We start from the raw sequence: 21,202 nt of genomic DNA, 5'->3' as shown, positions 1-21,202 counted from the left end.
GGTACCGGGCGGGGCGCGACGGGCGAGAAATCGGTCTCAAAGATCACCGGGAGTTTGGGATCATCCTCCCGGCAACGTTCGGCGATCTGCCATCCGTCAATGCCCCGTTTAGCTTGAGGTCCGTGATGAGACGTCGGCGGCTCGCCGCGCGCACCATGCCCTGGCCGTCAGTCACACGGATGACGTCGTGCCCTTCCTCTCGCCTTCACCACGAACTGCTAGTGACCAGAGCATTCAAATTGCTCCAGCGATGCGGTCTATCAAGGGCCGATGCTGACCTCCGAAGGTTCGCTTCGAGGAAGTCTCGCGATCAAGGCATGACTGCTTGCGTAGTCGCCGCAACTTAAAGCGGTCTTTGGAGAGCACAACGAGCGAAGAGCTAATTGTTCTCAGGCCAACGCCCGTCGAACATAGGTCTGGAAGATCGCCAGCTAGACGTTTGTTGGTTGGAGTTGCTACCTGAAATCATCGTCCAGTCGCAGAACGTGCGATTGATCTCAGTTCATGCGGGTCTCCAACAATGCGCGGGTTTGGAACGCCACATCACGAAGCCTGTTGTCCGTTCAGAAATGACCGTTGTGGTCGCACCCTCATGTTCTTGGAGCGCCAGATGAGCAAACGCAAACCGGCACCAGCGTCAAAGCGCGCCCGCAATCCGAAAATGGCCGCGCGGGCCCAACGGAACAAGCAGGCCATTGTTAGAAGCCCGAAAGAGGAATTTCTTCGCTCTGTTGCGGCAGCCTCGATTGAACCGCCTCCTAAACTTCACGATGATCCTGGACACGAGGTTCCTATCATTGAGCCTCGGGTGGATGCTTTGCCAGATGACCTCAGTCAGAGAATGATCGACAGCGATCCAATGAAAGGCTTCGCTTTAGCCACGGCAAACATGCAGGCGTACCAAGCAAAGCTTCTTGAGATAGCCCAGGCCAACGTGCAGTTTACTTTTGATTTCGGCCTGAGACTTGCGACAATCGGGTCACCAACTGAATTTTTCGCCGTCATTACCGAGTTTACAAGCAGACGGGCCGAGATGTTCGGGCAGCATTCGAAAGAATTGGCGGCATATCCGTTCTGGCGCATCAAGCCGGCCCCAGAGCTCACGGCTCTGCCGGGACGATAACTGCAAGCCGTACCCGCTGCGGCAAAGGATGGACGCAAACGCGAATCACGCACGCGCCGATCACGGTTGCTTGCTTTCGGCTGGAGAGCGCGGCTCACAACAACCCAGAGCGGGCTCGGTGCCGCCAATCCGAGGGACCCGCGATCAGGAATGTAGGCTGACACGATGTCCACAACAGAAGCCGTTCTGCTGATCGTTTTGGCGGGACTTGTCGTCCTGATCCTCGGCAACATCGCGTTTCAGGTGACAGCGGAGCGAAAGAATCCGCCTATCGGCGTCTTTACGGATTGCGACGGAGTGCGCCTTCACTATATCGAACGGGGCGATGCCGCTGCGCCTTGCGTGGTCCTGTTTCACGGGAACGGCACCATGATTCAGGATCTCGTCCTGAGCGGTTTGGTCGACCGCCTGGCCCACGACTATCGCGTCGTTTGCTTCGACCGGCCAGGGTTTGGCTACAGCGACCGTCCGCGCACGCGCATCTGGACGCCCACAACGCAAGCTTCCTTGTTCGCGAAGGCTCTTGATCAGCTTGGAGCGCGCAATCCCGTGGTGCTCGGCCACTCCTGGGGAACGCTGGTGGCAATCGCGCTGGCTCTGCGAAGCGGTTATGCCGTGAGTGGGCTCGTGCTTGTGTCCGGCTACTATTTTCCAACCTCAAGGATGGACTTTTGGCTCATGTCAGGTCCGGCACTGCCGCTGCTCGGGGATCTGATGCGCTACACGATCTCGCCGATCATATCGTGGGCTATTGCGCCGAAGCTGATGCGCACGCTGTTCGCGCCGCGTGCCATTCCGCCGAAATTCAAGAATAAATTTCCGATCTCGTTGGCTCTCCGGCCCAAGCAGTTGAGGGCGGCCGCCGAGGAGAGCGCGTTCCTTATTCCAGCTGCCGCGCAATTGCAGCTTCAGTATCATGGCATCCGGTGTCCCGTTAGGATCCTGCACGGAAAGGGTGACCGGCTCATCGAGGCCGACCAGTCGCGCCGCCTGCATGAGGCGTTGCCCCGCTCCTTGCTACATCTGGTCGAGGATGCCGGTCACATGGTTACCTATGCAGATTCGCCGGGAATAGCGGATGCCGTGGCTGCGCTGGCGCTCACCGCACCGCTGAGGACCGCATAGCGTTTCCTTTTGCAATGCGGGCGTCTGGAAGTGGCCAGTGGCTGACTTCAGCCCAGCGCGCGGGGGTCCGCTTCCCGAGTCAGACTGGACCGATGGGCCATGGTGGTCCGATGGTAGCTTTGACCCTGAAAGCGAAGTGACGCCGCTGGGCGCTGAGGTCAGCTCATGTTGGCACAGCGGACGGGATTTGCTCGGCCAGAGTTCTTCGCAGTTTGACCCAAGGCGGACCTTCTCTATTCAATTCCGCCAGATTGGGTTAGATTGATGGTGCAACCGCTAAGCGCAGCAACCTGCATGAAACTTGTAAAGCGAAGTCTGGCTCTTGTTGCGGTGATGAGCGCGATCACTTTGGGTTTGCCCCTTTCTGCGGCGAACGATCAGAGCGCTCCTATTGCGTACTTTTCTGAAGGGCCGCCAAGCGCACTTCAAGAAGCACTAACGGATTTGCCCCCCGACGCTAGGGACGTTGTGGTCGCGAAGGTCCGATTGCAGCAACCTGTGTTTTTTATGGGTGGCCGTCATTGCGAGGGTTGCACTAACGATATTTGGTTTGCCCGTCTGAAGGTCACGGAGGCTCTCAGGGGCAAGGTCGAAGTGGGCCAAGTGCTCGATGTCTTCCTAGGGAAGCGCAGCGAAGGCCGGCACTACATCGCTGTCCCTGGCTCACCAAATCGATGGTGCCGAGAGTACACGGTCGTAATCTACACTATGGAAGATGGCATTCGGCGGCTCGCTTCGTTCCCGATCAGCAAAACTCAATACGACGAGGTATCTGCTGAAGCGCTTGCATATCAAGCGAAGCGATCCGGCAGTGGATGGTGCGATTAGCTTGTGAGACCGCTTCTGGCCCTTTTCGTCCGCGTTCGACGCTTGGCTCGACGTCAGCTCTCAGGGGCATGGCGGACTAGATTGCTCATACCAAGTTCTTCGCAGTTTGGTGCGCATGGGTCTGCGTCTAGCTCAAAACTTCCGGGAACCATTTCCGTTCCGACCCATCCAACGGGAGTGCCGCAATCACCGGCAGCGCCTCCGGACGGCAACGCGCGCACGGCGGCAGTTGCGCGGGATGTTGGCTGCAATGCCTCAGGAAACCGATGTAAGGAGGTACCCATGGCAAGGCCTCGTTCGACTTCCATCAGCAGACGAAGTGTGGTCGCAGGACTGGCGCTGACAGCCGCCCCCGTCGCTTTGGCTGGAGCCAATCAAGCGCGTGCGCAGGCCCAGCAAACCACTCCGGATCAAAGCCTGTATGAACGACTTGGCGGCGTCTTCGCCATTGCAGCGGTCGTGGATCACTTCAGCGACGCTGTCGTAAAGAACGCCGTCGTCGGTCAGAAGTCAAAAAATCCGCAGTTGAGGGAATGGCACACCAAAAATCTGAAACGCTTGCCTGGTCTCAAGTTCATGCGAACACTTTGGGTCTGTGACGTTTCGGGTGGGCCGTTCCAGTTCAAGGCCACCAGGCCGGGGACGACGCCCCTTGGCCTTGAGGAGGCGCACCGGGCGTTGCGGATCTCCCCGGCGGAATTCGACGAGGTCGCTGCTGAACTCGGGCGGACACTTGACTTCGCCAAGGTCCCGAAGCGCGAGAAGACCGAAGTGCTGGCTGCGTTCGCCAGCCACAAAGATGAGGTTACCGCCGGTTACGTATCGAGAGCCAAGCGCGGTTGAAGCATCCCGTGGTGCCGAACGACGAATTGCGACCTGCATGAATCTGTTTTGACGCTAGCAGCCAATCGCGGAAGGGCGGAGCATGTTCGCTCTGCCCCCGCCGTCCAACGACCGTAACCTCGATGGGGTCCGCTTCTGGGCCCCTATCTGTCCTATGCCTCAAGCGCCAGAATGGCGGCTGACTGGCTCGTCACGGACCAAGGTTGGACGGCATCGGGATGTCCGTTTCTTGCCCTTTGCCGGCAGGGGCAAACCGGCCATGTCCGGTTTTGAAGGCAAAGCGAACACCGCCCAATTTGCGGAGCAATGAATCATGTCCACAGACCCTGCCGCATCCGGCTCTGGCATGATTGCCCGGCGTGGTGGCGCCTCAGGCGTAGGCCACCCAGCCGCGGAAGGCGAAGCCGGTGTAGAACAGCGTGGGATCGGTGAAGCCGGCCTCGCGCAGGATCACCTCGTCCTGCGCGGGTGCGAGAATCTCCAGATGGTTGGTGACGGCGTTCCGCGCGGCTGCCGCCTGCTCGGGCTCGACGCCGGACGCAGCCAGGAACGCGGAGTAGCGCGCCAGCCACAGCGGGCGCTCCTGCTCGCCATTGGGCGCGCTCAGATGCGCGACCACGAACGGTGCGCGCGGCTTGAGGCGGCGGCGGACCTCCGAGGCGATGCGGCGCCGCTCCTCGACGCCGACGAAGTGCAGGGTCAGCAGGCAGGTGGCACCGTCGAACGGTCCCTCCGGCGCATCATCGATATAGCCTTGATGAAGGCGCGCACGTGGTGCGAGCGATCCCAGGGTTTGCCCGGCCAGCGCCAGCATCGCCGCGGACGGATCGACGCCGTCGAAGCGCCAACCGGGATGCGCTTGCGCAAACGCTTTGAGCTCCAGGCCGCCACCGGCGCCGAGGACGAGCACCTGCCCATCGCTGGGGACACTTTCGGCGAGCAGAATCGCCGTCATGGACTGCATGGCGTCATAGCCCGGCACGAAGCGCCGCGGCCCCTCCGTGTATCTCGCCACGAATTGCGGATCGGAGAATGCGGCTTGAATGTCCGTCATGATGTTGTCCCCGTGAATGGAGCCGTTCAGGCGCGATGCGCGCTGATGTCGTGGATCTTTCGAGACCCGATCCGCTTGCGCAGGTCCTCGCCGAGCATCGCCAGCGTCACCTCGCCGAGCCGCGCCAGCAGCAGCGCCTCGGCATCGTCAAAGGCCTGATCGAGCGCGGCATTGACGGCCTGCTCGACCAGACAGCCGGGCGCCTCGGTCCGGTTGCCCATCGCCAGAAGCGGAGGATTGCCGAGCGCGGCATAGACGTCGCGCAGCGTCACCTTCGACAGGTCGCAGGCGATGGTCCAGCCGCCGCCATGCCCCTTCTCGGAGCGCACGTAACCGATCTCCCGCAGACCCGCCATGATACGGCGGATCACCACGGGGTTGGTGTCCATGGCCTTCGCCAGCGTCTCGGACGTGAACGGCCCAGGCTGCTGCGCCATGTGGAGGAGAACGTGCAGCACGCCGGAAAGGCGGGAATCTCGTTTCATGTAACTTTATATGTTACGTGATGACGAAAAGGTCAAGCGACTTTGCTGAGCCTACGCACGTAGCTTCCGATGATCCCGCCATGCCCCTGTTTTGCCCGACGGAGCAACCTGTCCTTTGCGCCGCGCATCGAGCGTTCGCACGTCCCCTAAGCCATTGATCCCGCTCATGCCGTCTACTGTGCATGGGGTTGTTTTCGACATTTTTGTTCTGGCAGTCCCAAGCAACCGAGGTCGCCATGCCGATTTGTCACGGTGACGCCCCTGCGCGCGAGGAGCACCATCTGGCCCGGGCGACCGTATGGATTTTTCGTCCTGTCCCTCGCGCGGCGCCCGTTTTCATCAGTCCATTTTTGGGAGGCGCATCATGCACGTCTATAATGTGGTCAGGTTCAAGGTGAAGCCGGGTGAGGAAGCCGCCTTCCTCGACGCGCACCGGAACGGCAAGGCGAAATGGCCTGGCCTGGAGCACGGCGTCATCATCAAGACCGGCGAGCAGACCTTCTGCCTGATCGGCACCTGGGCCAGCCAGGAGGCAATGGTCGCGGCACGATCGGCGATGATCAAGACCCTCGACAGTTTCAGGTCGGTGCTCGAAGACCAGGGCAACGGACGCGGTGTGACTGATGCCGTGTCAGGGGCAGTGGTGCTCGCGCTGTAGCAGGCGAGCGGCGCCCGCTACTTCATCACCCGCAGGCCCTTGGTCGTGAACCGCTGGGTCTTCTCGCCCGGACGCACCGGGCGCCGCGTGCCGGCGGCCTTGCCGGTGCCGGGCGGCTGGTGCGCGGGGACGAGCTGGTGGGGCTGCGAGCCGATCAGGTCGCGGCGGCCCATCTCGATCAAGGCCTCGCGCAGCACCGGCCAATTGTCGGGATCGTGGTAGCGCAGGAAGGCCTTGTGCAGGCGGCGCTGGCGCAGGCCCTTGATCGCCTCGACCTTGTCGCTGCCGCCATGGCGCACGCCGCGCAGCGGGTTGACGCCGGTGTGATACATCGCGGTCGCGGTCGCCATCGGCGAGGGCAGGAAGGTCTGCACCTGATCGGCGCGATAGCGGTTCTTCTTCAGCCAGAGCGCGAGGTTCATCATGTCCTCGTCGGTCGTGCCTGGATGCGCCGCGATGAAATAGGGGATCAGGTAGTATTTCTTGCCGGCCTGCTCGGCGGCGGCGTCGAACATCCGCTTGAACTTGTTGTAGGCGCCGATGCCCGGCTTCATCATCTTGTCGAGCGGACCGCGCTCGGTATGCTCGGGGGCGATCTTCAGATAGCCGCCGACGTGATGGGTGACGAGCTCCTTGATGTATTCGGGGCTCTCGACCGCGAGGTCGTAGCGCACGCCCGATGCGACCATGACTTTCTTGATGCCCTTGGTCTCGCGCACCTTGCGATAGAGCCGGATCAAATCGTCATGCGAGGTGTTGAGGTTCGGGCAGATCTCGGGGAAGACGCAAGACGGCCGCCGGCACGCCGCCTCGACCTTCGGGTCCTTGCAGGCCATCCGGTACATGTTGGCGGTGGGGCCGCCGATGTCGGAGATCACGCCGGTGAAGCCCGGCGTCTTGTCGCGGATCTTTTCGATCTCGCGCAGGATCGAGCCTTCCGAGCGGTTCTGGATGATGCGGCCTTCGTGCTCGGTGATCGAGCAGAAGGTGCAGCCGCCAAAGCAGCCGCGCATGATCGTCACCGAGAACTTGATCATGTCCCAGGCGGGGATTTTTGCTTCGCCGTAGGACGGATGCGGGGCGCGCGCGTAAGGCAGGTCGTAGACCGCGTCCATCTCCTCGCTGGTCAGCGGGATCGGCGGCGGGTTGAGCCAGAGGTCGCGATCGCCATGACGCTGCACCAGCGGCCGCGCATTGCCGGGATTGCTCTCCCGATGCAGCACGCGCGAGGCGCGGGCATAGGCTTCCTTGTCCTGCTCGACCTGCTCAAGTGCCGGCAGGCGGATGACGGTCGTGCCCTTCTGGCGTGTTGCGCCCTCGTCGGCGGAATCGAGATCGTCGGCGTGCAGCTCGGTGTAGTCCTCGGGGACCTTGCGGAACAGCGCGACGCCCCTGATTTCGTCCAGCGCGCGCGGCGCCTCGCCGGCGGCGAGCCGTTGCGCCACCTCGACCACCGCACGCTCGGCGTTGCCGTAGAGGAGCAGGTCCGCCTTGGCGTCGGCCAGCACCGAGCGGCGCACCTTGTCGGACCAGTAGTCGTAATGCGCGATCCGGCGCAGCGAGGCCTCGATGCCGCCGAGCACGATCGGCACATCCTTGAACGCCTCGCGGCAGCGCTGGGCGTAGACCACGGTGCAGCGGTCGGGCCGCTTGCCGCCTTCGCCGCCCGCCGTATAGGCATCGTCGCTGCGGATGCGGCGGTCCGCGGTGTAGCGGTTCACCATGGAATCCATGTTGCCGCCGGTGACGCCAAAGAACACTTTTGGCTTGCCTAATGCCTTGAAAGGCTCGGCCGAGTGCCAGTCGGGCTGCGAGATGATGCCGACCCGAAAGCCCTGCGCCTCCAGCAAGCGCCCGATGATCGCCATGCCGAAGCTCGGATGGTCGACATAGGCATCTCCGGTCACCAGCACGATGTCGCAGGCGTCCCAGCCGAGCGCATCCATCTCGGCGCGGCTCATCGGGAGGAACGGTGCCGGCTTGCGCGGCTGCGCCTGGGCCATCAGCGGCTTTGCGGCGGTGATCATCTGGGTGTCCATGGCGCCTACGCATAGGACTCCACGCTCCTGAATACAACCGACGGACGCGTGAAAGATCGAGGTTCCCGGGCCGCAGTCCGGGTGCGTTAACGGGTCACGAGCGCGTGCCGCTTCGTCCTCTCCCAGCGTGACCCGCGTCAGCCATGGGGGTGTGACGCCCCCCACAGTCCGACCGGTGCCGTCGCGTCATGCTCTCTCCAGTTTTGAAGGAGAGCCCCATGTTTCTGGTCGATGCGCTGCTGATCCTGTCGATGTTGTTCTTCCTGTTCCTGCCGATCACCGATCGCCGGACGGTGCGGATGAGGCTCTGCATGCTGTGCGCGCTGCTGGCGGTGTTCTCGGTCTCGCTCAGCCGCACCCCCGTCGTACCGGTGCTGCTCGCGAGCATCGCCGCGCCCCCCGGGATGATGCGCGTGCCGCATATGCATGTCGGTGAGCCGTCCTCGGGGTTCTCACCGCGGCCGTCATCGGATATCCGATTGATCCATGGGCAAGGAAACGGGCAAGGAAACCTCTGACGGCGGTCATCGCGCGGTCGGCGGCGCATCGCCGTCCACGGGCGCCTGGCTGGGCGCGATCGCGCTGATCGGCTTCATCCTGGTGGCGACCGCGCAGGCCTCCAATCAGATTCTGGCGCGCGGACTCGCCGGCTCCGTCCCGCCCTTCGCGCTCGCCTTCTTCCGCTGGAGCATCGTCGCCATCGGGCTGGCGCCGATCGCACTCAAGGAGATCCAGAGCGGCCGCGTGCCGCTCGGCCGAAACATCTGGCCGATCCTCGCCGCCGGCTTCATGGGCATGTTCCTGTGCGGCGGTCCGGTCTATGCCGCGGGCGTGTCGACGACGGCGATCCACATCGCGCTGATCATGGCGCTGTCGCCGATCACGGTGCTGCTGATTTCGGCCCTGCGCGGCATCGAGCATGTCGGTCCCTTGCAATGGCTCGGCACGGCGCTCGCGCTCGCAGGTGCGCTGCTGATCATTTCCGGCGGCCATCCGCAGACACTGATCGAGCTGCAGACCGCGGTGGGCGACGGTCTCGTCGTGATCGCGATGCTCGGCTGGTCCGGCTACACGTTGCTGCAATCGCGCGCCGCGCCAAAGGCGTCGCTGCTGGCACGCATCAGCCTGTTCTCGGGCGCCGGCGCCCTGTTCTCGCTGCCGCTCGCGGCCATGGAGATGTGGGCGACGCCGGCGGAGGTCTTCAGCACCAAGGCGCTGTCGGCCTATGTCTTCGCCGGGATCGTTCCCGGCCTGCTCGCCTATGCCGGCTTTGCCTGGCTCGGCGGCAAGTTCGGCTCGGTGCGGACTTCGCTCGTGCTCTATCTCGGGCCGATCGCGAGCGCGCTATTGTCGTTCGCCATCCTCGGCGAACCGCCGCAGTTGATCCATCTTTTCGGCGGTTTGCTGATTTTGGGGGGCGTCTGGGCCAGTTTGCGCCGCTAGTTCCATCCGCATGCGTCCGGGTTCACCCGCAGGAACCATCGGCCTTCGTGGACATTCTGATGGAGGTTGCCGCGAGCCCGCCTCGCGCGCGCTCGCGATGTTCGCCTCTGGCGATGGGGGAGCTGTGAGTACAGTCATAGAGAACCTGCTGTTGCGAAAGCAGAAGCTCGTGGAGCAGCTCGAAAAGGTGCCATCGGTCGAGGACCGCGACAGGATCGAGCACCAGCTCGAGCAGATCAATACCGCGCTGGATTTTCTGGACAGGCCGGGACCGAGGGAAGGGCGCTAGAAGCCCTCATTCCACCCTCAGTGCCTCCACCTTCAACGCCCTGGCGTAGACCACGCCCGAATTGGTGATATGCGTGGTCATCAATTCTTCGAAGGCGGCGAACTCGCCGCGCGCGAACAAATCGCGCAGCCTGCGATGCTCGTCGAACGACGTGCGGGTCCGCACGTCGATCGGTGAGGTCAGATTGGTGCGGAGCGCCGCGACGCGGCCGGAGACCAGCTGATAGGATTCGGCGAGGTAGCGATTGCCGCAATGGGTGAACAGCGCCTCGTGAAAGGCCGCATCGGCGCGGCCATAGGCGATGTTGTCCTTTGCACTGACCGCCGGCTCCATCGCCGCGATGGCCTCGCTCATCGCGGCGACTGCACCGTCGCGATCGCAACGATAGGCGAGCTCGGCGGCCTTGGGTTCGAGTGCGATCCGGAAGGTGCAGAGCGCGTTGATGTCCTCCGCGCTCGGCGTGAACACAAAGCTGCCAACTTGCGGGCGGATCACCACGAGGCCTTGCGCCTGCAGCTGCCCCATCGCCTCGCGCACCGGCGTGCGGCTGACGCCGAAGGAATTCGCCACCATTTCCTCGGAGATGGCGGCGCCCAGCGCGAACTCGCCGTCGATGATCGCCTGCCGCAGCCGCTGCATCACCCGCTGCGACAGCGATTTCGGCGTATCGAGCTTGAGTGACCGCATTCGCTGTCTCAGACGACCTTGCCGGGATTGAGCAGATGATCAGGATCGAGCGCCGCTTTCAGCGTCCGCATCAGCGCGATCTCGGTATCGCTCCTGGCATGGCCCAGCCATTTCTTCTTCAACGTGCCGATGCCGTGCTCGGCCGAGATGCTGCCGCCCAGTTCGCGGACGAGACCATAGATGATCGCGTCCATCTCTTCCTTCGGCTGCTGCTCGACGGAGAGGCCGGTGACCCAGGAGACCAGGTGTAGATTGCCGTCGCCGATATGGCCGTAATAGACGCTCTCGCAGCCAGCGATGCCGTCAGCGAGTGCCGCCTTGCAGCGCGTGACGAATTCGTCCATCCGAGCAACCGCAAGGCCGATGTCGTAGGAGATGTGCGGGCCCAGCACCTGGCCGAATTCGGCGCAGATGTCGCGCACGCGCCAGAAGCTCTGCGTCTGCGCCAGCGATTGCGCCACCGCGGCATCGGCCAGCAGCCCGCGCTCCATCAGCTCCTCGAGCCAGGCCTGGAAGCGTGGCGCGTCCAGGCTTTCGTCGGTGCCCTGCGCCTCGACCAGCACATAGAGGCCGTGACCTGCGGCGACCGGCGGCTTCACGCCGGCACGATTCGTGATCACGTCCCAATAATCCGGCCACATCACCTCGAACGCCGACAGCAGCGGTCCGAGCCCGCTGCGCGCCGCATCGAGCAGCGCGATCACCGCGGCATAGTCCTTCAGCGCGCAGAGCGCGGCCATGGTCGAGCGCGGTTTCGGAAACAGCCGCAGCACCACGCGGGTGATGATGCCGAGCGTGCCTTCCGAGCCGATGAACAGATGCTTCAGATCGTAGCCGGCATTGTTCTTCATCAGCTTGTTGAGGCCAGTGATGATGGTGCCGTCGGGCAGCACGACCTCGAGACCGAGCACCAGCTCGCGCGTCATGCCGTAGCGGATCACGCGATTGCCGCCGGCATTGGTCGAGAGGTTGCCGCCGATCGCGCAGGAGCCGCGCGAGCCGAGGTCGAGCGGAAAGAAGAAGCCGGCTTCATCCGCCGCCTTCTGGATCGTCTCCAGCGGCGTGCCTGCTTTCACCGTCATCGTCATCGACGCGCGGTCGATCTCCTCGATGCCGCTCATCCGCTCGAGCGAGATCGCGACCCAGCCGGCTTCGGGCGAAGCGCCACGGCACAGCCCGGTCAGCCCGCCCTGCGGCACGAACGGCAGCCGCGCCTGCCGGCAGGTCGCAATCGCATCGGCCACGCCCTGCGCATCGACGGGGCGGATCACCGCAAGCGGCGTCTGCGGCAGGCTCGCGCTCCAGTCGTTGCAATTGCGGGCAGGCACGTCGGTGCCGATCAGGACGGCGGCTGCGCCGAGCTTGTCGCGCAGGGCGCCGAGCAATTGGTCGGGCCGCTTGACCGGGGTCACCATGTTCATGCGAGACCTCCCTAAATCTGGCCGCGCCTATGCGCGCCGTGACGGTGGAAAGGATTTGCCTCTTTCTTGTATGTAAGGTACAAGATGGAAAGTAAAGCAAAAACAAGGCTCGGAAAGCCCTTTGAGATCCATTGCGAGATCAGGGGCTTGGTCCGAGGTCGCAGCTTAGAGGGTGGTGAGATGACGGAGGCAATTCGCGGGTTCTGGGTGGCATCGGCGACGCCGCTGGCGGCTGACGGCAGCGTGGATTCCGCCAAGCTCGCGGCTCACGCCAAGCAGCTCTTCGGCAAGGGGGTCGACGGCGTCGTGCTGTTCGGCACCACTGGCGAGGGCACCTCGTTCAATGTCAGCGAGCGCATTGCGACCATCGAAGCCGTGCTCACGGCTGGAATTGCGCCGGAACGCATCGGCATCGGCGGCGGCTTCCCCGCCATCAGCGACAGCATCGCACTGTCGCGCGCCGCGCTCGGTCTCGGCCTGCGCCACGTGCTGCTGCTGCCACCCTATTTCGACCGCAGCGTCGCGCCTGAGGGCATCGAGGATGCCTTTGTCGCGATCATCGACGGCGTCGCCGACGATCGGCTGCGCGCCTACCTCTATCACATCCCGCAGATGTCGGGCGTTGCGATCCCCACCGCGGTCGCCGCGAGCCTGCGCAAGCGTTACGGCAAGGTGATTGCCGGCCTGAAGGACTCCAGCGGTGACTTCAAGCAGTTCCAGGCCTTCCGTGCCGCGGCTCCCGAGCTCGCCATCACCGTCGGCAATGAAGCCGATATCACCCGCGCGATCGCCGCCGGCGGCGCCGGCACCATCTGCGGCATGGCCAATGTCGTGCCCGAGCTGGTCAAAGGCATGGTCGAGGGCAAGGATGTCGAGGCGCGCATGCAGGCTGCTATCGAAATCGTGCTGAAGACGCCCTCGTTCACCGCGACGCTGAAAGCGATCCTGGCGGCACAGACCGGCGATGCAGCCTGGCTGCGCGTGCGCCCGCCGCTCCGCGCATCGTCCGACGGCTCCGCGTTCAAGCGGAAGCTCGACGAGTTGACGGCTCCTGCCATCGCGTGAGCCCGCGCGAGATCGCGGCACGCCGCCGCAAATTCGCGCGTTGCGTGTCGCGGCCGGCAGGCCAGCAATTGGAGATTGCCGTCCGGTGCCGATCCCTACTTAGAACGATTCAACACTAGAGCGATTCAACTCTTCCTGCGGTTCTCTTCAATCGCCGCGACTGTTAGACGCGCCAGCTTCAATGCCGTGTCTGACCTGGAAGTGAATCGAACGTGCGTGCTCATCTGGATGGCCAACGCGTTAGCAGCCATCGAAATCATGCCGGCAAGAGCCGTGCGGGTCTTCTCATCGGAGCAGCCGTGCTGCTCGCCGAATGCCCCTCCAACATGACGACCGCGCAGGCGCAATCGGCCCTGCCGCCGGTGACGGTTGAGGCGCCGGCGCAGCGGCCGAAGCCGGTGCGTGCATCCGACCAGCCGTCACGCCGCACGCAGACCGCCGTGCGCCAGCCCAATCGTGCCCCTGCACCCGCAGCGCCGACGCTTTCGGAGCGCGCGGCGGCGGAAGCCGCCGCGCAGCAGGCCGCAAAGCTCGGCTACCGCGCGATGCCGAGCGCGACCACGCTGCGCAATGGCGCCTCGCCGCTCGACACCTCGCAGTCCGTCAACGTCGTGCCCGAGCAGGTGCTGAAGGACCAGTTGCCGCGCAATATCGACGATGCGCTGATCAATATCAGCGGCATCACCCAGACCAACACGCTCGCCGGCACCCAGGACGCCGTGATCCGCCGCGGCTTCGGCGACAATCGCGACGGCTCGATCATGCGCAACGGCATGCCGCTGGTGCAGGGCCGCAGCCTCAATGCCGCGGTCGAAAGCGTCGAGGTGTTGAAGGGACCGGCCTCGCTGCTCTACGGCATCATGGATCCCGGCGGCATCGTCAACACCATCAGCAAGCGTCCGGAGCTGTACCAGCACGGCTCGGTCACGCTGCTCGGCTCGACCTACGCGAACAACCGCAGCGGCGCCGACGGCACGCTCGACATCACCGGCCCGATCGGCGACGGCGGTCTCGCCTATCGCTTCGTCGGCTACGGCGTCAGCGAGGACTATTGGCGCAATTTCGGCCGGCACAGGGAAATGCTGGTGAACCCGTCGCTGGCCTGGTACGGCGACACGACGACGGTTCAGCTCACCTATGAGCACCGCGAGTTCATCACTCCGTTCGACCGCGGCACGTCCTTCGTCAAGGGGGCGCCGCTGGCGATCCCGGCGACGCGCCGGCTCGACGAGCCCTTCAACAACATGTGGGGCACCTCCGACCTGGTGCAGGCTTCGGTCGAGCAGAAGCTCGACGACAATTGGAAGGTCACCGCGGCCTACAGCTACAACACCGAGACCTTCAGCGCCAATCAGCTCCGCATCACAGGCGTCAACGCCGCGACCGGCGTCGAGATCCGCAGCAACGATGGCACCCGCAACTCGCTGAGCAATGCCAGTTACGGCACCTCGTATCTGCAGGGCGACGTCTGGGTCGGCGGCTTCCGCAACGAGATCCTGCTCGGAGGCGAGGCGCTCTATCGCACCATCGATCGCCACGACCTGATCCGCCAGGCGACGCCGAGCTTCAATTTCTACAACCCGGTCTACGGACTGGTCGTGCCGGGCACGACCGTTTCGGCAACCGACAGCGAGCAGACCGACAAGCTCGGCACCCGCGGCTTCTTCGCCCAGGACACGTTCCATCTGACCAACTGGCTGTCGGTGGTTGGCGGCGTGCGCTGGATGGAATACGAGCAGCTCGCAGGCAAAGGTCGGCCTCTTTTCGTCACCAACACCAACCTGTCCGGCGACAAGGTGCTGCCGCTCGGCGGCGTCATCGTCAAGCTGAGCGATCAGCTCTCCTATTACGTGAGCTATACGCAGTCGTTGAAGCCGACATCGACCATCGCGGCGTTCACCACCGGCTTCGTCGTCGACTCCACCATTGCGCCCGAAGAGGGAACGCAATGGGAGACCGGGCTGAAGTTCGATGTCAACAAGCGGCTGTCGGGCACCTTGGCGGTCTACGACATCGAGAAGAAGAACGTGCTGGTGCTCGATGATATCGGCAACGGCAAGTCGGCGGCGCGCACCTCCGGCGCGGCCCGGTCGCGCGGCGTCGAATTGGACGTGACCGGCAAGCTGACCGACCAGTGGAGCATGATCGGAAGTTACGGCTATACTGACGCGCGCCTGATCAATGATCCCGTCGTCGGCAACGCAAAACTGCTGAACGTCGCGATGAACACGGCCTCCCTCTATCTCGTCTACGATTTCGGGGACGCGCTCGCTGGACGTCTGCGGCTCGGCGGCGGCGCGCGCTATGTCGGTGACCGGCCGGGCGATTCCGCCAACACGTTCTTCATGCCGGCCTATACCGTCGCGGACATCTTTGCGACCTACGACACGAAGGTCGACAATCTGCCGGTGACCTATCAGTTCAACGTCAAGAACCTGTTCGACAAGGTCTACTACACATCCACCACCGGCAACGCCCTCAATGTCGCCATCGGCGATGCGCGGCGCGTGTCACTGTCGGCCACGGTGAAGTTCTAGCCATGGCGGCGCGGCTGGGACACGCGATCAAGGCGGTCCTGTTCCAGGTCCATTCCATCGTGGGCCTGGTTCTCGCGCTGCTGGTGTCCCTGATCGCGCTGACCGGCGCGATCATGGGTTTCGAGGACGAGATCGTCGATCATCTCAACGCCGGCATCATGCAGGTCGCGCCGCGCCAGACGCCGGCGCTGATGCCGGACGAACTTGTAGCGCGGCTGAAGGCGGCGCAGGACCTCGGCAAGGTCGCCGCTGTCACGTTGTCGAGCGATCCATCTGCGGCGGTTCATGTCCGCTTTGCCCGTGACGATCGGGGCGACCGGCCGACTTCGCTCTATGTCGATCCCTATGACGCTAACGTGCTCGGCTCGCCGCGCGGCGAAGCGTTTTTCGCGACCGTGCGCCGGCTGCATCGCTGGCTGCTCATTCCCGGCGACGGCAAGGGCTGGGGACGTCCGATCACCGGCACGATCGCGCTCGGCCTGATCGTCATGCTGGTGTCGGGCCTCGTGCTGCGCTGGCCGCGTCGGGCCGGCAGCGTGAAGATGTGGCTAAGGCCGAATCTCGGGCTCAACGGCCGCGGACTGCACCGGTCGCTGCACACCGTGATCGGCACCTGGGTCCTGCCGATCTATCTGACGATGGCGCTCACCGGGCCATCGTTCTCCTTCGAATGGTACAAGGACGGCGTGACCTGGCTGCTGGCGCGGCCGCAAGTCACTGCTGCGAAGATGCCTGCGAAGCCGCCGCGTGCGGCCGGCCGTCCCGAGCCGGCTCAGCCGATCGGATTCGATCACGCATGGACGACGTTCCAGCGCGAGGAGGGTGGCCGTTTCTCCAGGGCGTTGCTGACGCTGCCGGGCGGCCCGGGCACGGTGATCCGGATCCGGTCGTGGGGAAAAGATATGACGCTCGAAGCCACGCGCGACGAATTCCGTATCGACGCCGTCACCGGCCAGCTGGTTTCCGCGGAGCGCTATGCCGACAAGACGTTCGGCGAAAAGATCGTTGCGGCCATTTACGACATCCATCGCGGCGCGATCCTGGGGTGGCCCGGCAAGCTCGCCTTCATGATGGCCGCGATTCTGATGCCGTTGTTCGCGGTCACCGGCATCCTGCTCTATCTGTCGCGCCGCAGGTTGCGGCGTCCGGCACAGAAGCCGCTCGGACGGCTCGTTCCCGGCGAGTGAGCGGACGAGGCGGCCGGCGAGAGGCCTGAAGACAGCTCGTCTCTTCGGTCGAGGCCTGGATACTCCAAGGCGTCCCATTGCGGCCTAAGAAGTTCTTGTCTGGGACGCTCTGGAATGGTTCGATCCTCTCCACACGCTCAGGTCGGTGGGAGACTTCTCCAGCAATGTCTGAACGAGACGAACTTGAAGAGACGGCGCTCCCTGCGGTGCTCGTCAGACGCAGTGATCTGCCCGTGCCGCTGGCTCACCCGGCCCGAAGTTTCTTCGGGGGGCTTCCCAAATTGCCTCCGCATGTCGACTGGCCGACGGCAGACGTCATGGCCTGTGAAACATTAGAGACCGTTGCGCTGACATTCGTGGCCCAGATTGAACTGGCTGAAGTGCCGGGTGCCGGCTGGTCGCCACTTCCGACGCGGGGCACGCTCTATTTCTTCTGTAGCTCGGTGTTCGTCGGCGAGAGACATCCACCCTGTCGCGTCCTCTATAGCCCGACGGACGGCAATGCGTATCCCAACCGCGCGCCACCGCCGGATTTGATGCCGTTGGCGGGCAACGAAGGTGACCGCCAGGTGAAATGGCTCGACCCGAACCTCGATTTTCATTCCAAGGTCGAATTCAAATATCCGGTGTCCTTCCGGCCGTTCCGCGACTTCTATTTCCGCGAGGATGCCGTCGGAGGCGAGCTGATGATCAAGGAACTATGTAAGGCGCTGGGTCCAGGCGAGCGGCAGGAGAATGATCTGCTTCAATTTCGAAACGTGGCCGAGTACGAGAAGGACGAGGATTGGCCCTTCAACTGGCTGCTGGTCGCTTGCGTGGTTCGGTCCGTATTGTCTCATGTCCAGCGCGATCTAACGCTTGGATATTCCGGCAGGCCGCTCACCGACGAAGCGACTGTGGAATTGAGGCGTCTTCGCGCCGGTGCGATCGGGTGGCTCGAGCGCTGTCGGGCGCTGACCCCGATGGACGATGTCGATGCGGACACGAAGGCAGCCTTCAGGTCCTGGTGGTTCGACATCGTGCAGGCCTACAAGAAGATGGACGGGCAAGTGCGCACCTATGCGGGTGAAATCGCGGGAGACCTTGGCAATGCCATCAACCATACGATCCGCTGCATGGCGACGAATGATGTCGACGCTCCCGACGACGCGCCTTTGAGCTACATTGCGAATCTCGCGCGACAAAATCATTGGACGACGCCGACCGCGGAAGATGGGCAGCGCCGCCATTTCAGAACGGCGATTCATCAGATGCTGGGATATGGCAGCGGGCCGCAGGATGCGACGGAGGAGCACCTGGAGGACATGTTGCTGCTTCAAATCCAGGGCGATCGTGCCTTTTTCAACTGGCACTCGGATATCGGCGGCGTGCTTCATTTCTGGATCGATCGCGATGCGCTTGCTCAACGCGACTTCTCGCGGGTCGTCGCCACATACGAATGCGATTAGCCTGATCTTCGAGCGTATCTCGTGTTCTCCAATATCGCTGGCCAACGCCGCCGCAATGGTTCAAAAGCTCACGGCTCTCTTCTCGAGGTCCATGCCATGAAGCTTCCGACCGTCACCCCCGCCGATATCCGCCGCGCACTGCTGCTGCGAGAGGAGATCGCGCTGCTCGATCTCAGATATGAGGCAGGCTTTGCGACGGGGCATCCGCTGTTCTCCGCCAACATGGCCGTCGACCGGATCGCGATCGAGGCCGAGACGAGGCTGCCGCGCAAGAACGTGCCGATCGTTCTCTATGATGACGGCGAGGGACTTGTCGCGACCGGCGCGGAGCGTCTTGCCGCGCTCGGCTACACCGATATCAGCGCGCTCGAAGGCGGGCTGAAAGCCTGGCGGGCGGCGGGCTATGAAGTCTTCGAGGACGTCAATTCCTATTCCAAAGCGTTCGGCGAACTGGTCGAGGCGCGCAGGCACACGCCCTCGTTCAGCGCCGACGAGGTGGCGAAACTGATCGCGGACAAGGCTGACATCGCCATCCTCGACGTCCGCCGTTTCGACGAATATGCGACCATGAACATTCCGGGCTCGGTCAGCGTGCCCGGTGCGGAGCTGGTGCTGCGGGCGGGGCAGGCCGCACCCGATCCTGAAACCACCATCATCGTCAATTGCGCCGGCCGCACCCGCTCGATCATCGGCGCCCAATCGCTGATCAATGCCGGCGTGCCCAACAAGGTGCGGGCGCTGCGCAACGGCACCATCGGCTGGACGCTGGCGCGGCACACGCTTGGCCACGGCGCTGACAGGCGCGGCGCGATCGGCTCGTTCGAGAGCGGCCCGGCCAATGCGCGCGACGTCGCCTATCGCGCCGGTGTTCGCCATATCGGCGCAAGCGAGATGGCTGTGCTTGTCGCGCAAACGGATCGCACGCTCTATCGCTTCGACGTGCGCGACGCCGAGGAGTATGCGGCCGGTCACCTCCCGGGCTTTCGCCATTATCCCGGCGGCCAGCTCGTGCAGGAGACCGACACGGCCGCGCCCGTGCGCGGCGCGCGCATTCTCCTGACCGACGACAGGAGCGTCCGTGCCGACATGACGGCGTCATGGCTGGCGCAGATGGGCTGGGAGGTCTATGTGCGCGAGGGCGGTTATGACGCCACGCTCGAAATCGGCCCGCCGCGCGTGCTGCCCAAGCCCGATCCGACCCACCGCTACCGCCGGCCCTATGAAGGCACCGACGTCGCGCAAGCCGCGATGCAGGCCTATCTCGACTGGGAATACGGCCTCGTCGAGCAGCTCCGCCGTGACGGCACGCACGGGTTCTATGTGATTTGACGGTGTTATCCGTCACCCTGAGGCGCTCGCCTCTTCGGCGAGCCTCGAAGGGCGACGGCCCGGCTCCCTCCGCGCGGCTGTATCGGGGCCGTCCATCCTTCGAGGCTCCCGGCGCGATGCTGCGCATCGCGCCACTCGCACCTCAGGATGACGGGACGGCCGCCGCGGCCGGGCGCTGTAAACATCTACCACCCGCCATCTTCTCCCCGTATCCGACCCCTATTGTGCCGCGTACCGTCCTCGGTCTATGAGCTGCGGCAAAGCTCATCATCTATGGAGACACCATGCCAGCCCCAGGCCAAAGCCCTGAGCGGAGTGCCAAGGCGCTGCTGCTTGAAGGCGTCAATGACAGCGCTGTCGACCTTTTCAAGGGCGCGGGCTTCACCAATGTCGAGCGGCTGACCAAGGCGCTGGATGGCGAGGACCTGCGGCGCGCGCTCAAGGGCGTGTCGCTGCTCGGCATCCGTTCGCGCACCCAGATCACCGACGAGGTGCTCGCGGCCGCCGACCAGCTTCTCGCCGTCGGCTGCTTCAGCGTCGGCACCAACCAGGTCGATCTTGCGGCAGCGCGCAAGCGCGGCATTCCCGTGTTCAACGCGCCGTTCTCCAACACGCGCAGCGTCGCCGAGCTGGTGATCGGCGAGATCGTGATGCTGCTGCGGCGGATCTTCCCGCGCTCGGTGTCGGCCCATGAGGGCGGCTGGGACAAATCGGCGATCGGCAGCCGCGAGGTGCGCGGCCGCACCCTCGGCATCGTCGGCTACGGCAATATCGGCTCGCAGCTCTCGACGCTCGCCGAGGCCATCGGCATGCGCGTGATCTATTTCGACCGCACCGACAAGCTCCGCCACGGCAACACCGAGCCGGTCGAGAGGCTGGAAGAGCTGCTGGCGCAAAGCGACGTCGTCAGCCTGCATGTGCCGGAGACGCCGGAGACATCAGGCATGATCGGCGAGAAGGAGCTGCGGGCGATGAAGCCGGGCTCGTTCCTGATCAACAACAGCCGCGGCACCGTGGTCGATCTCGATGCGCTCGCTCGCTCTTTGCGGGACGGCCATCTTGCCGGCGCCGCCGTCGACGTGTTTCCGGTCGAGCCGTCGTCGAACTCCGACCGTTTCAAGAGCCCCATGCAGGGCCTCGAGAACGTCATCCTCACACCGCATATCGGCGGCTCGACCGAGGAGGCGCAGGAGCGCATCGGCGGCGAGGTCGCGCGCAAGCTGGTCGACTATTTCATCACGGGATCGACCATGGGTGCGGTGAATTTCCCCGAAGTGCAGCTGCATCTGCGTCCCTCCGGCGCGCGCTTCAGCCACGTCCATCGCAACGTGCCCGGCATGCTGCGGCGTCTCAACGAGGTCTTCCTCCAGCGTGACATCAACATCGCCGCGCAATATCTGGAGACGGCCGGCGATCTCGGTTACGTCGTGCTCGATGCCGATCTCGGCGGCCAGGATTCCGCAACGCTGCTCCAGCAGATCCGCAGCCTCGACGGCACGGTCGGCGCGCGGCTGGTGTTTGAGCACTAAAGCACGATCCGGAAAAGTGCGCAGCGGTTTTCCGAAAAGATCATGCTTAAACAACGACCTAAAGCGCGATCGATTCATCCTAATCGCATCGCGCTTTAGACGGCGAGGGGCC

The 21,202-nt window shown here is 64.0% G+C and carries 19 protein-coding genes; 14 read left to right on the top strand and 5 right to left on the bottom strand.

Translation table 11 applies throughout. The features are described 5' to 3' along the window. Window positions 1–610: 610 nt before the first annotated feature. The 4 genes from AABA86_RS04245 to AABA86_RS04230 all read left to right on the top strand — a co-directional run bounded on the left by AABA86_RS04245 (window position 611) and on the right by AABA86_RS04230 (window position 3,919). On the top strand, window positions 611–1,123 hold the full coding sequence (locus AABA86_RS04245) for a phasin family protein (protein ID WP_338305841.1): 513 nt from the start codon (window positions 611–613) through the stop codon (window positions 1,121–1,123). 165 nt (window positions 1,124–1,288) lie between these two features. Then, window positions 1,289–2,248: an alpha/beta fold hydrolase gene (locus AABA86_RS04240; RefSeq protein WP_338305840.1), complete on the top strand. Its 960-nt coding sequence runs from the start codon at window positions 1,289–1,291 to the stop codon at window positions 2,246–2,248. 294 nt (window positions 2,249–2,542) lie between these two features. After that, window positions 2,543–3,076: a hypothetical protein gene (locus AABA86_RS04235; RefSeq protein ID WP_338305839.1), complete on the top strand. Its 534-nt coding sequence runs from the start codon at window positions 2,543–2,545 to the stop codon at window positions 3,074–3,076. Between the two features lie 282 nt (window positions 3,077–3,358). Next, entirely contained in the window at window positions 3,359–3,919 is a 561-nt protein-coding gene (locus AABA86_RS04230) for a group I truncated hemoglobin (RefSeq protein WP_038947372.1), read from the top strand. A 370-nt stretch (window positions 3,920–4,289) separates the two neighbouring features. Here the strand turns inward: AABA86_RS04230 and AABA86_RS04225 are convergent, their stop codons facing one another. Further along, the gene (locus tag AABA86_RS04225; protein ID WP_212246110.1) at window positions 4,290–4,973 is read right to left on the bottom strand and encodes a class I SAM-dependent methyltransferase; all 684 of its coding nucleotides are present in this window, start codon (window positions 4,971–4,973) and stop codon (window positions 4,290–4,292) included. A 26-nt stretch (window positions 4,974–4,999) separates the two neighbouring features. Further along, window positions 5,000–5,458 (bottom strand): Rrf2 family transcriptional regulator, encoded by a 459-nt coding sequence (locus tag AABA86_RS04220; RefSeq protein ID WP_038947373.1) that lies wholly within the window; start codon window positions 5,456–5,458, stop codon window positions 5,000–5,002. A gap of 364 nt (window positions 5,459–5,822) precedes the next feature. Here AABA86_RS04220 and AABA86_RS04215 point away from each other — a divergent pair, with 364 nt between their 5' ends. Then, complete coding sequence (locus tag AABA86_RS04215; RefSeq protein WP_212246087.1) at window positions 5,823–6,116, top strand: DUF718 domain-containing protein; 294 nt, start codon at window positions 5,823–5,825, stop codon at window positions 6,114–6,116. Window positions 6,117–6,133: 17 nt separating this feature from the next. Here the strand turns inward: AABA86_RS04215 and AABA86_RS04210 are convergent, their stop codons facing one another. Further along, complete coding sequence (locus tag AABA86_RS04210) at window positions 6,134–8,155, bottom strand: YgiQ family radical SAM protein (protein ID WP_338305838.1); 2,022 nt, start codon at window positions 8,153–8,155, stop codon at window positions 6,134–6,136. 218 nt (window positions 8,156–8,373) lie between these two features. Between AABA86_RS04210 and AABA86_RS04205 the strand changes: the two genes are divergently transcribed. From AABA86_RS04205 to AABA86_RS04195, 3 genes are all read left to right on the top strand, one after another. Continuing rightward, window positions 8,374–8,673, top strand: a complete 300-nt coding sequence (locus AABA86_RS04205; RefSeq protein WP_212246083.1) for a hypothetical protein — start codon at window positions 8,374–8,376, stop codon at window positions 8,671–8,673. Continuing rightward, window positions 8,642–9,598: a DMT family transporter gene (locus AABA86_RS04200; protein ID WP_338305837.1), complete on the top strand. Its 957-nt coding sequence runs from the start codon at window positions 8,642–8,644 to the stop codon at window positions 9,596–9,598. Before AABA86_RS04205 ends, AABA86_RS04200 begins: the two co-directional genes overlap by 32 nt. A 124-nt stretch (window positions 9,599–9,722) precedes the next feature. Then, complete coding sequence (locus tag AABA86_RS04195) at window positions 9,723–9,887, top strand: hypothetical protein (RefSeq protein ID WP_162832268.1); 165 nt, start codon at window positions 9,723–9,725, stop codon at window positions 9,885–9,887. A 6-nt stretch (window positions 9,888–9,893) separates the two neighbouring features. On the opposite strand, the gene AABA86_RS04190 is transcribed toward AABA86_RS04195, so the two are convergent. Next, window positions 9,894–10,574: a GntR family transcriptional regulator gene (locus AABA86_RS04190; protein WP_338305836.1), complete on the bottom strand. Its 681-nt coding sequence runs from the start codon at window positions 10,572–10,574 to the stop codon at window positions 9,894–9,896. 8 nt (window positions 10,575–10,582) lie between these two features. Next, on the bottom strand, window positions 10,583–11,995 hold the full coding sequence (locus AABA86_RS04185; RefSeq protein WP_212246078.1) for an FAD-binding oxidoreductase: 1,413 nt from the start codon (window positions 11,993–11,995) through the stop codon (window positions 10,583–10,585). A 180-nt stretch (window positions 11,996–12,175) separates the two neighbouring features. Between AABA86_RS04185 and AABA86_RS04180 the strand changes: the two genes are divergently transcribed. The 6 genes from AABA86_RS04180 (at window position 12,176) to serA (ending at window position 21,090) form a co-directional block, all read left to right on the top strand. Continuing rightward, entirely contained in the window at window positions 12,176–13,060 is an 885-nt protein-coding gene (locus tag AABA86_RS04180) for a dihydrodipicolinate synthase family protein (RefSeq protein WP_338305835.1), read from the top strand. A gap of 299 nt (window positions 13,061–13,359) precedes the next feature. Further along, complete coding sequence (locus AABA86_RS04175; RefSeq protein WP_338305834.1) at window positions 13,360–15,597, top strand: TonB-dependent siderophore receptor; 2,238 nt, start codon at window positions 13,360–13,362, stop codon at window positions 15,595–15,597. Between the two features lie 2 nt (window positions 15,598–15,599). Continuing rightward, window positions 15,600–16,784 carry a PepSY-associated TM helix domain-containing protein gene (locus tag AABA86_RS04170; protein ID WP_338305832.1) on the top strand — a complete coding sequence of 395 codons (1,185 nt, stop codon included), beginning with the start codon at window positions 15,600–15,602 and terminating at the stop codon, window positions 16,782–16,784. A gap of 164 nt (window positions 16,785–16,948) precedes the next feature. After that, the gene (locus tag AABA86_RS04165) at window positions 16,949–18,232 is read left to right on the top strand and encodes a DUF1963 domain-containing protein (protein WP_338305831.1); all 1,284 of its coding nucleotides are present in this window, start codon (window positions 16,949–16,951) and stop codon (window positions 18,230–18,232) included. 96 nt (window positions 18,233–18,328) lie between these two features. Continuing rightward, the gene (locus AABA86_RS04160; RefSeq protein WP_338305830.1) at window positions 18,329–19,561 is read left to right on the top strand and encodes a rhodanese-like domain-containing protein; all 1,233 of its coding nucleotides are present in this window, start codon (window positions 18,329–18,331) and stop codon (window positions 19,559–19,561) included. Window positions 19,562–19,845: 284 nt separating this feature from the next. Beyond that, on the top strand, window positions 19,846–21,090 hold the full coding sequence (gene serA, locus AABA86_RS04155; protein ID WP_338305829.1) for a phosphoglycerate dehydrogenase: 1,245 nt from the start codon (window positions 19,846–19,848) through the stop codon (window positions 21,088–21,090). Window positions 21,091–21,202 lie beyond the last annotated feature (112 nt).

This window comes from Bradyrhizobium sp. TM233, assembly GCF_036247965.1.
Classification (GTDB): Bacteria; Pseudomonadota; Alphaproteobacteria; order Rhizobiales; family Xanthobacteraceae; genus Bradyrhizobium; species Bradyrhizobium ottawaense.
Note: the sequence above shows the minus strand (reverse complement) of the source record. Positions and strands in the feature narration are given on the sequence as shown.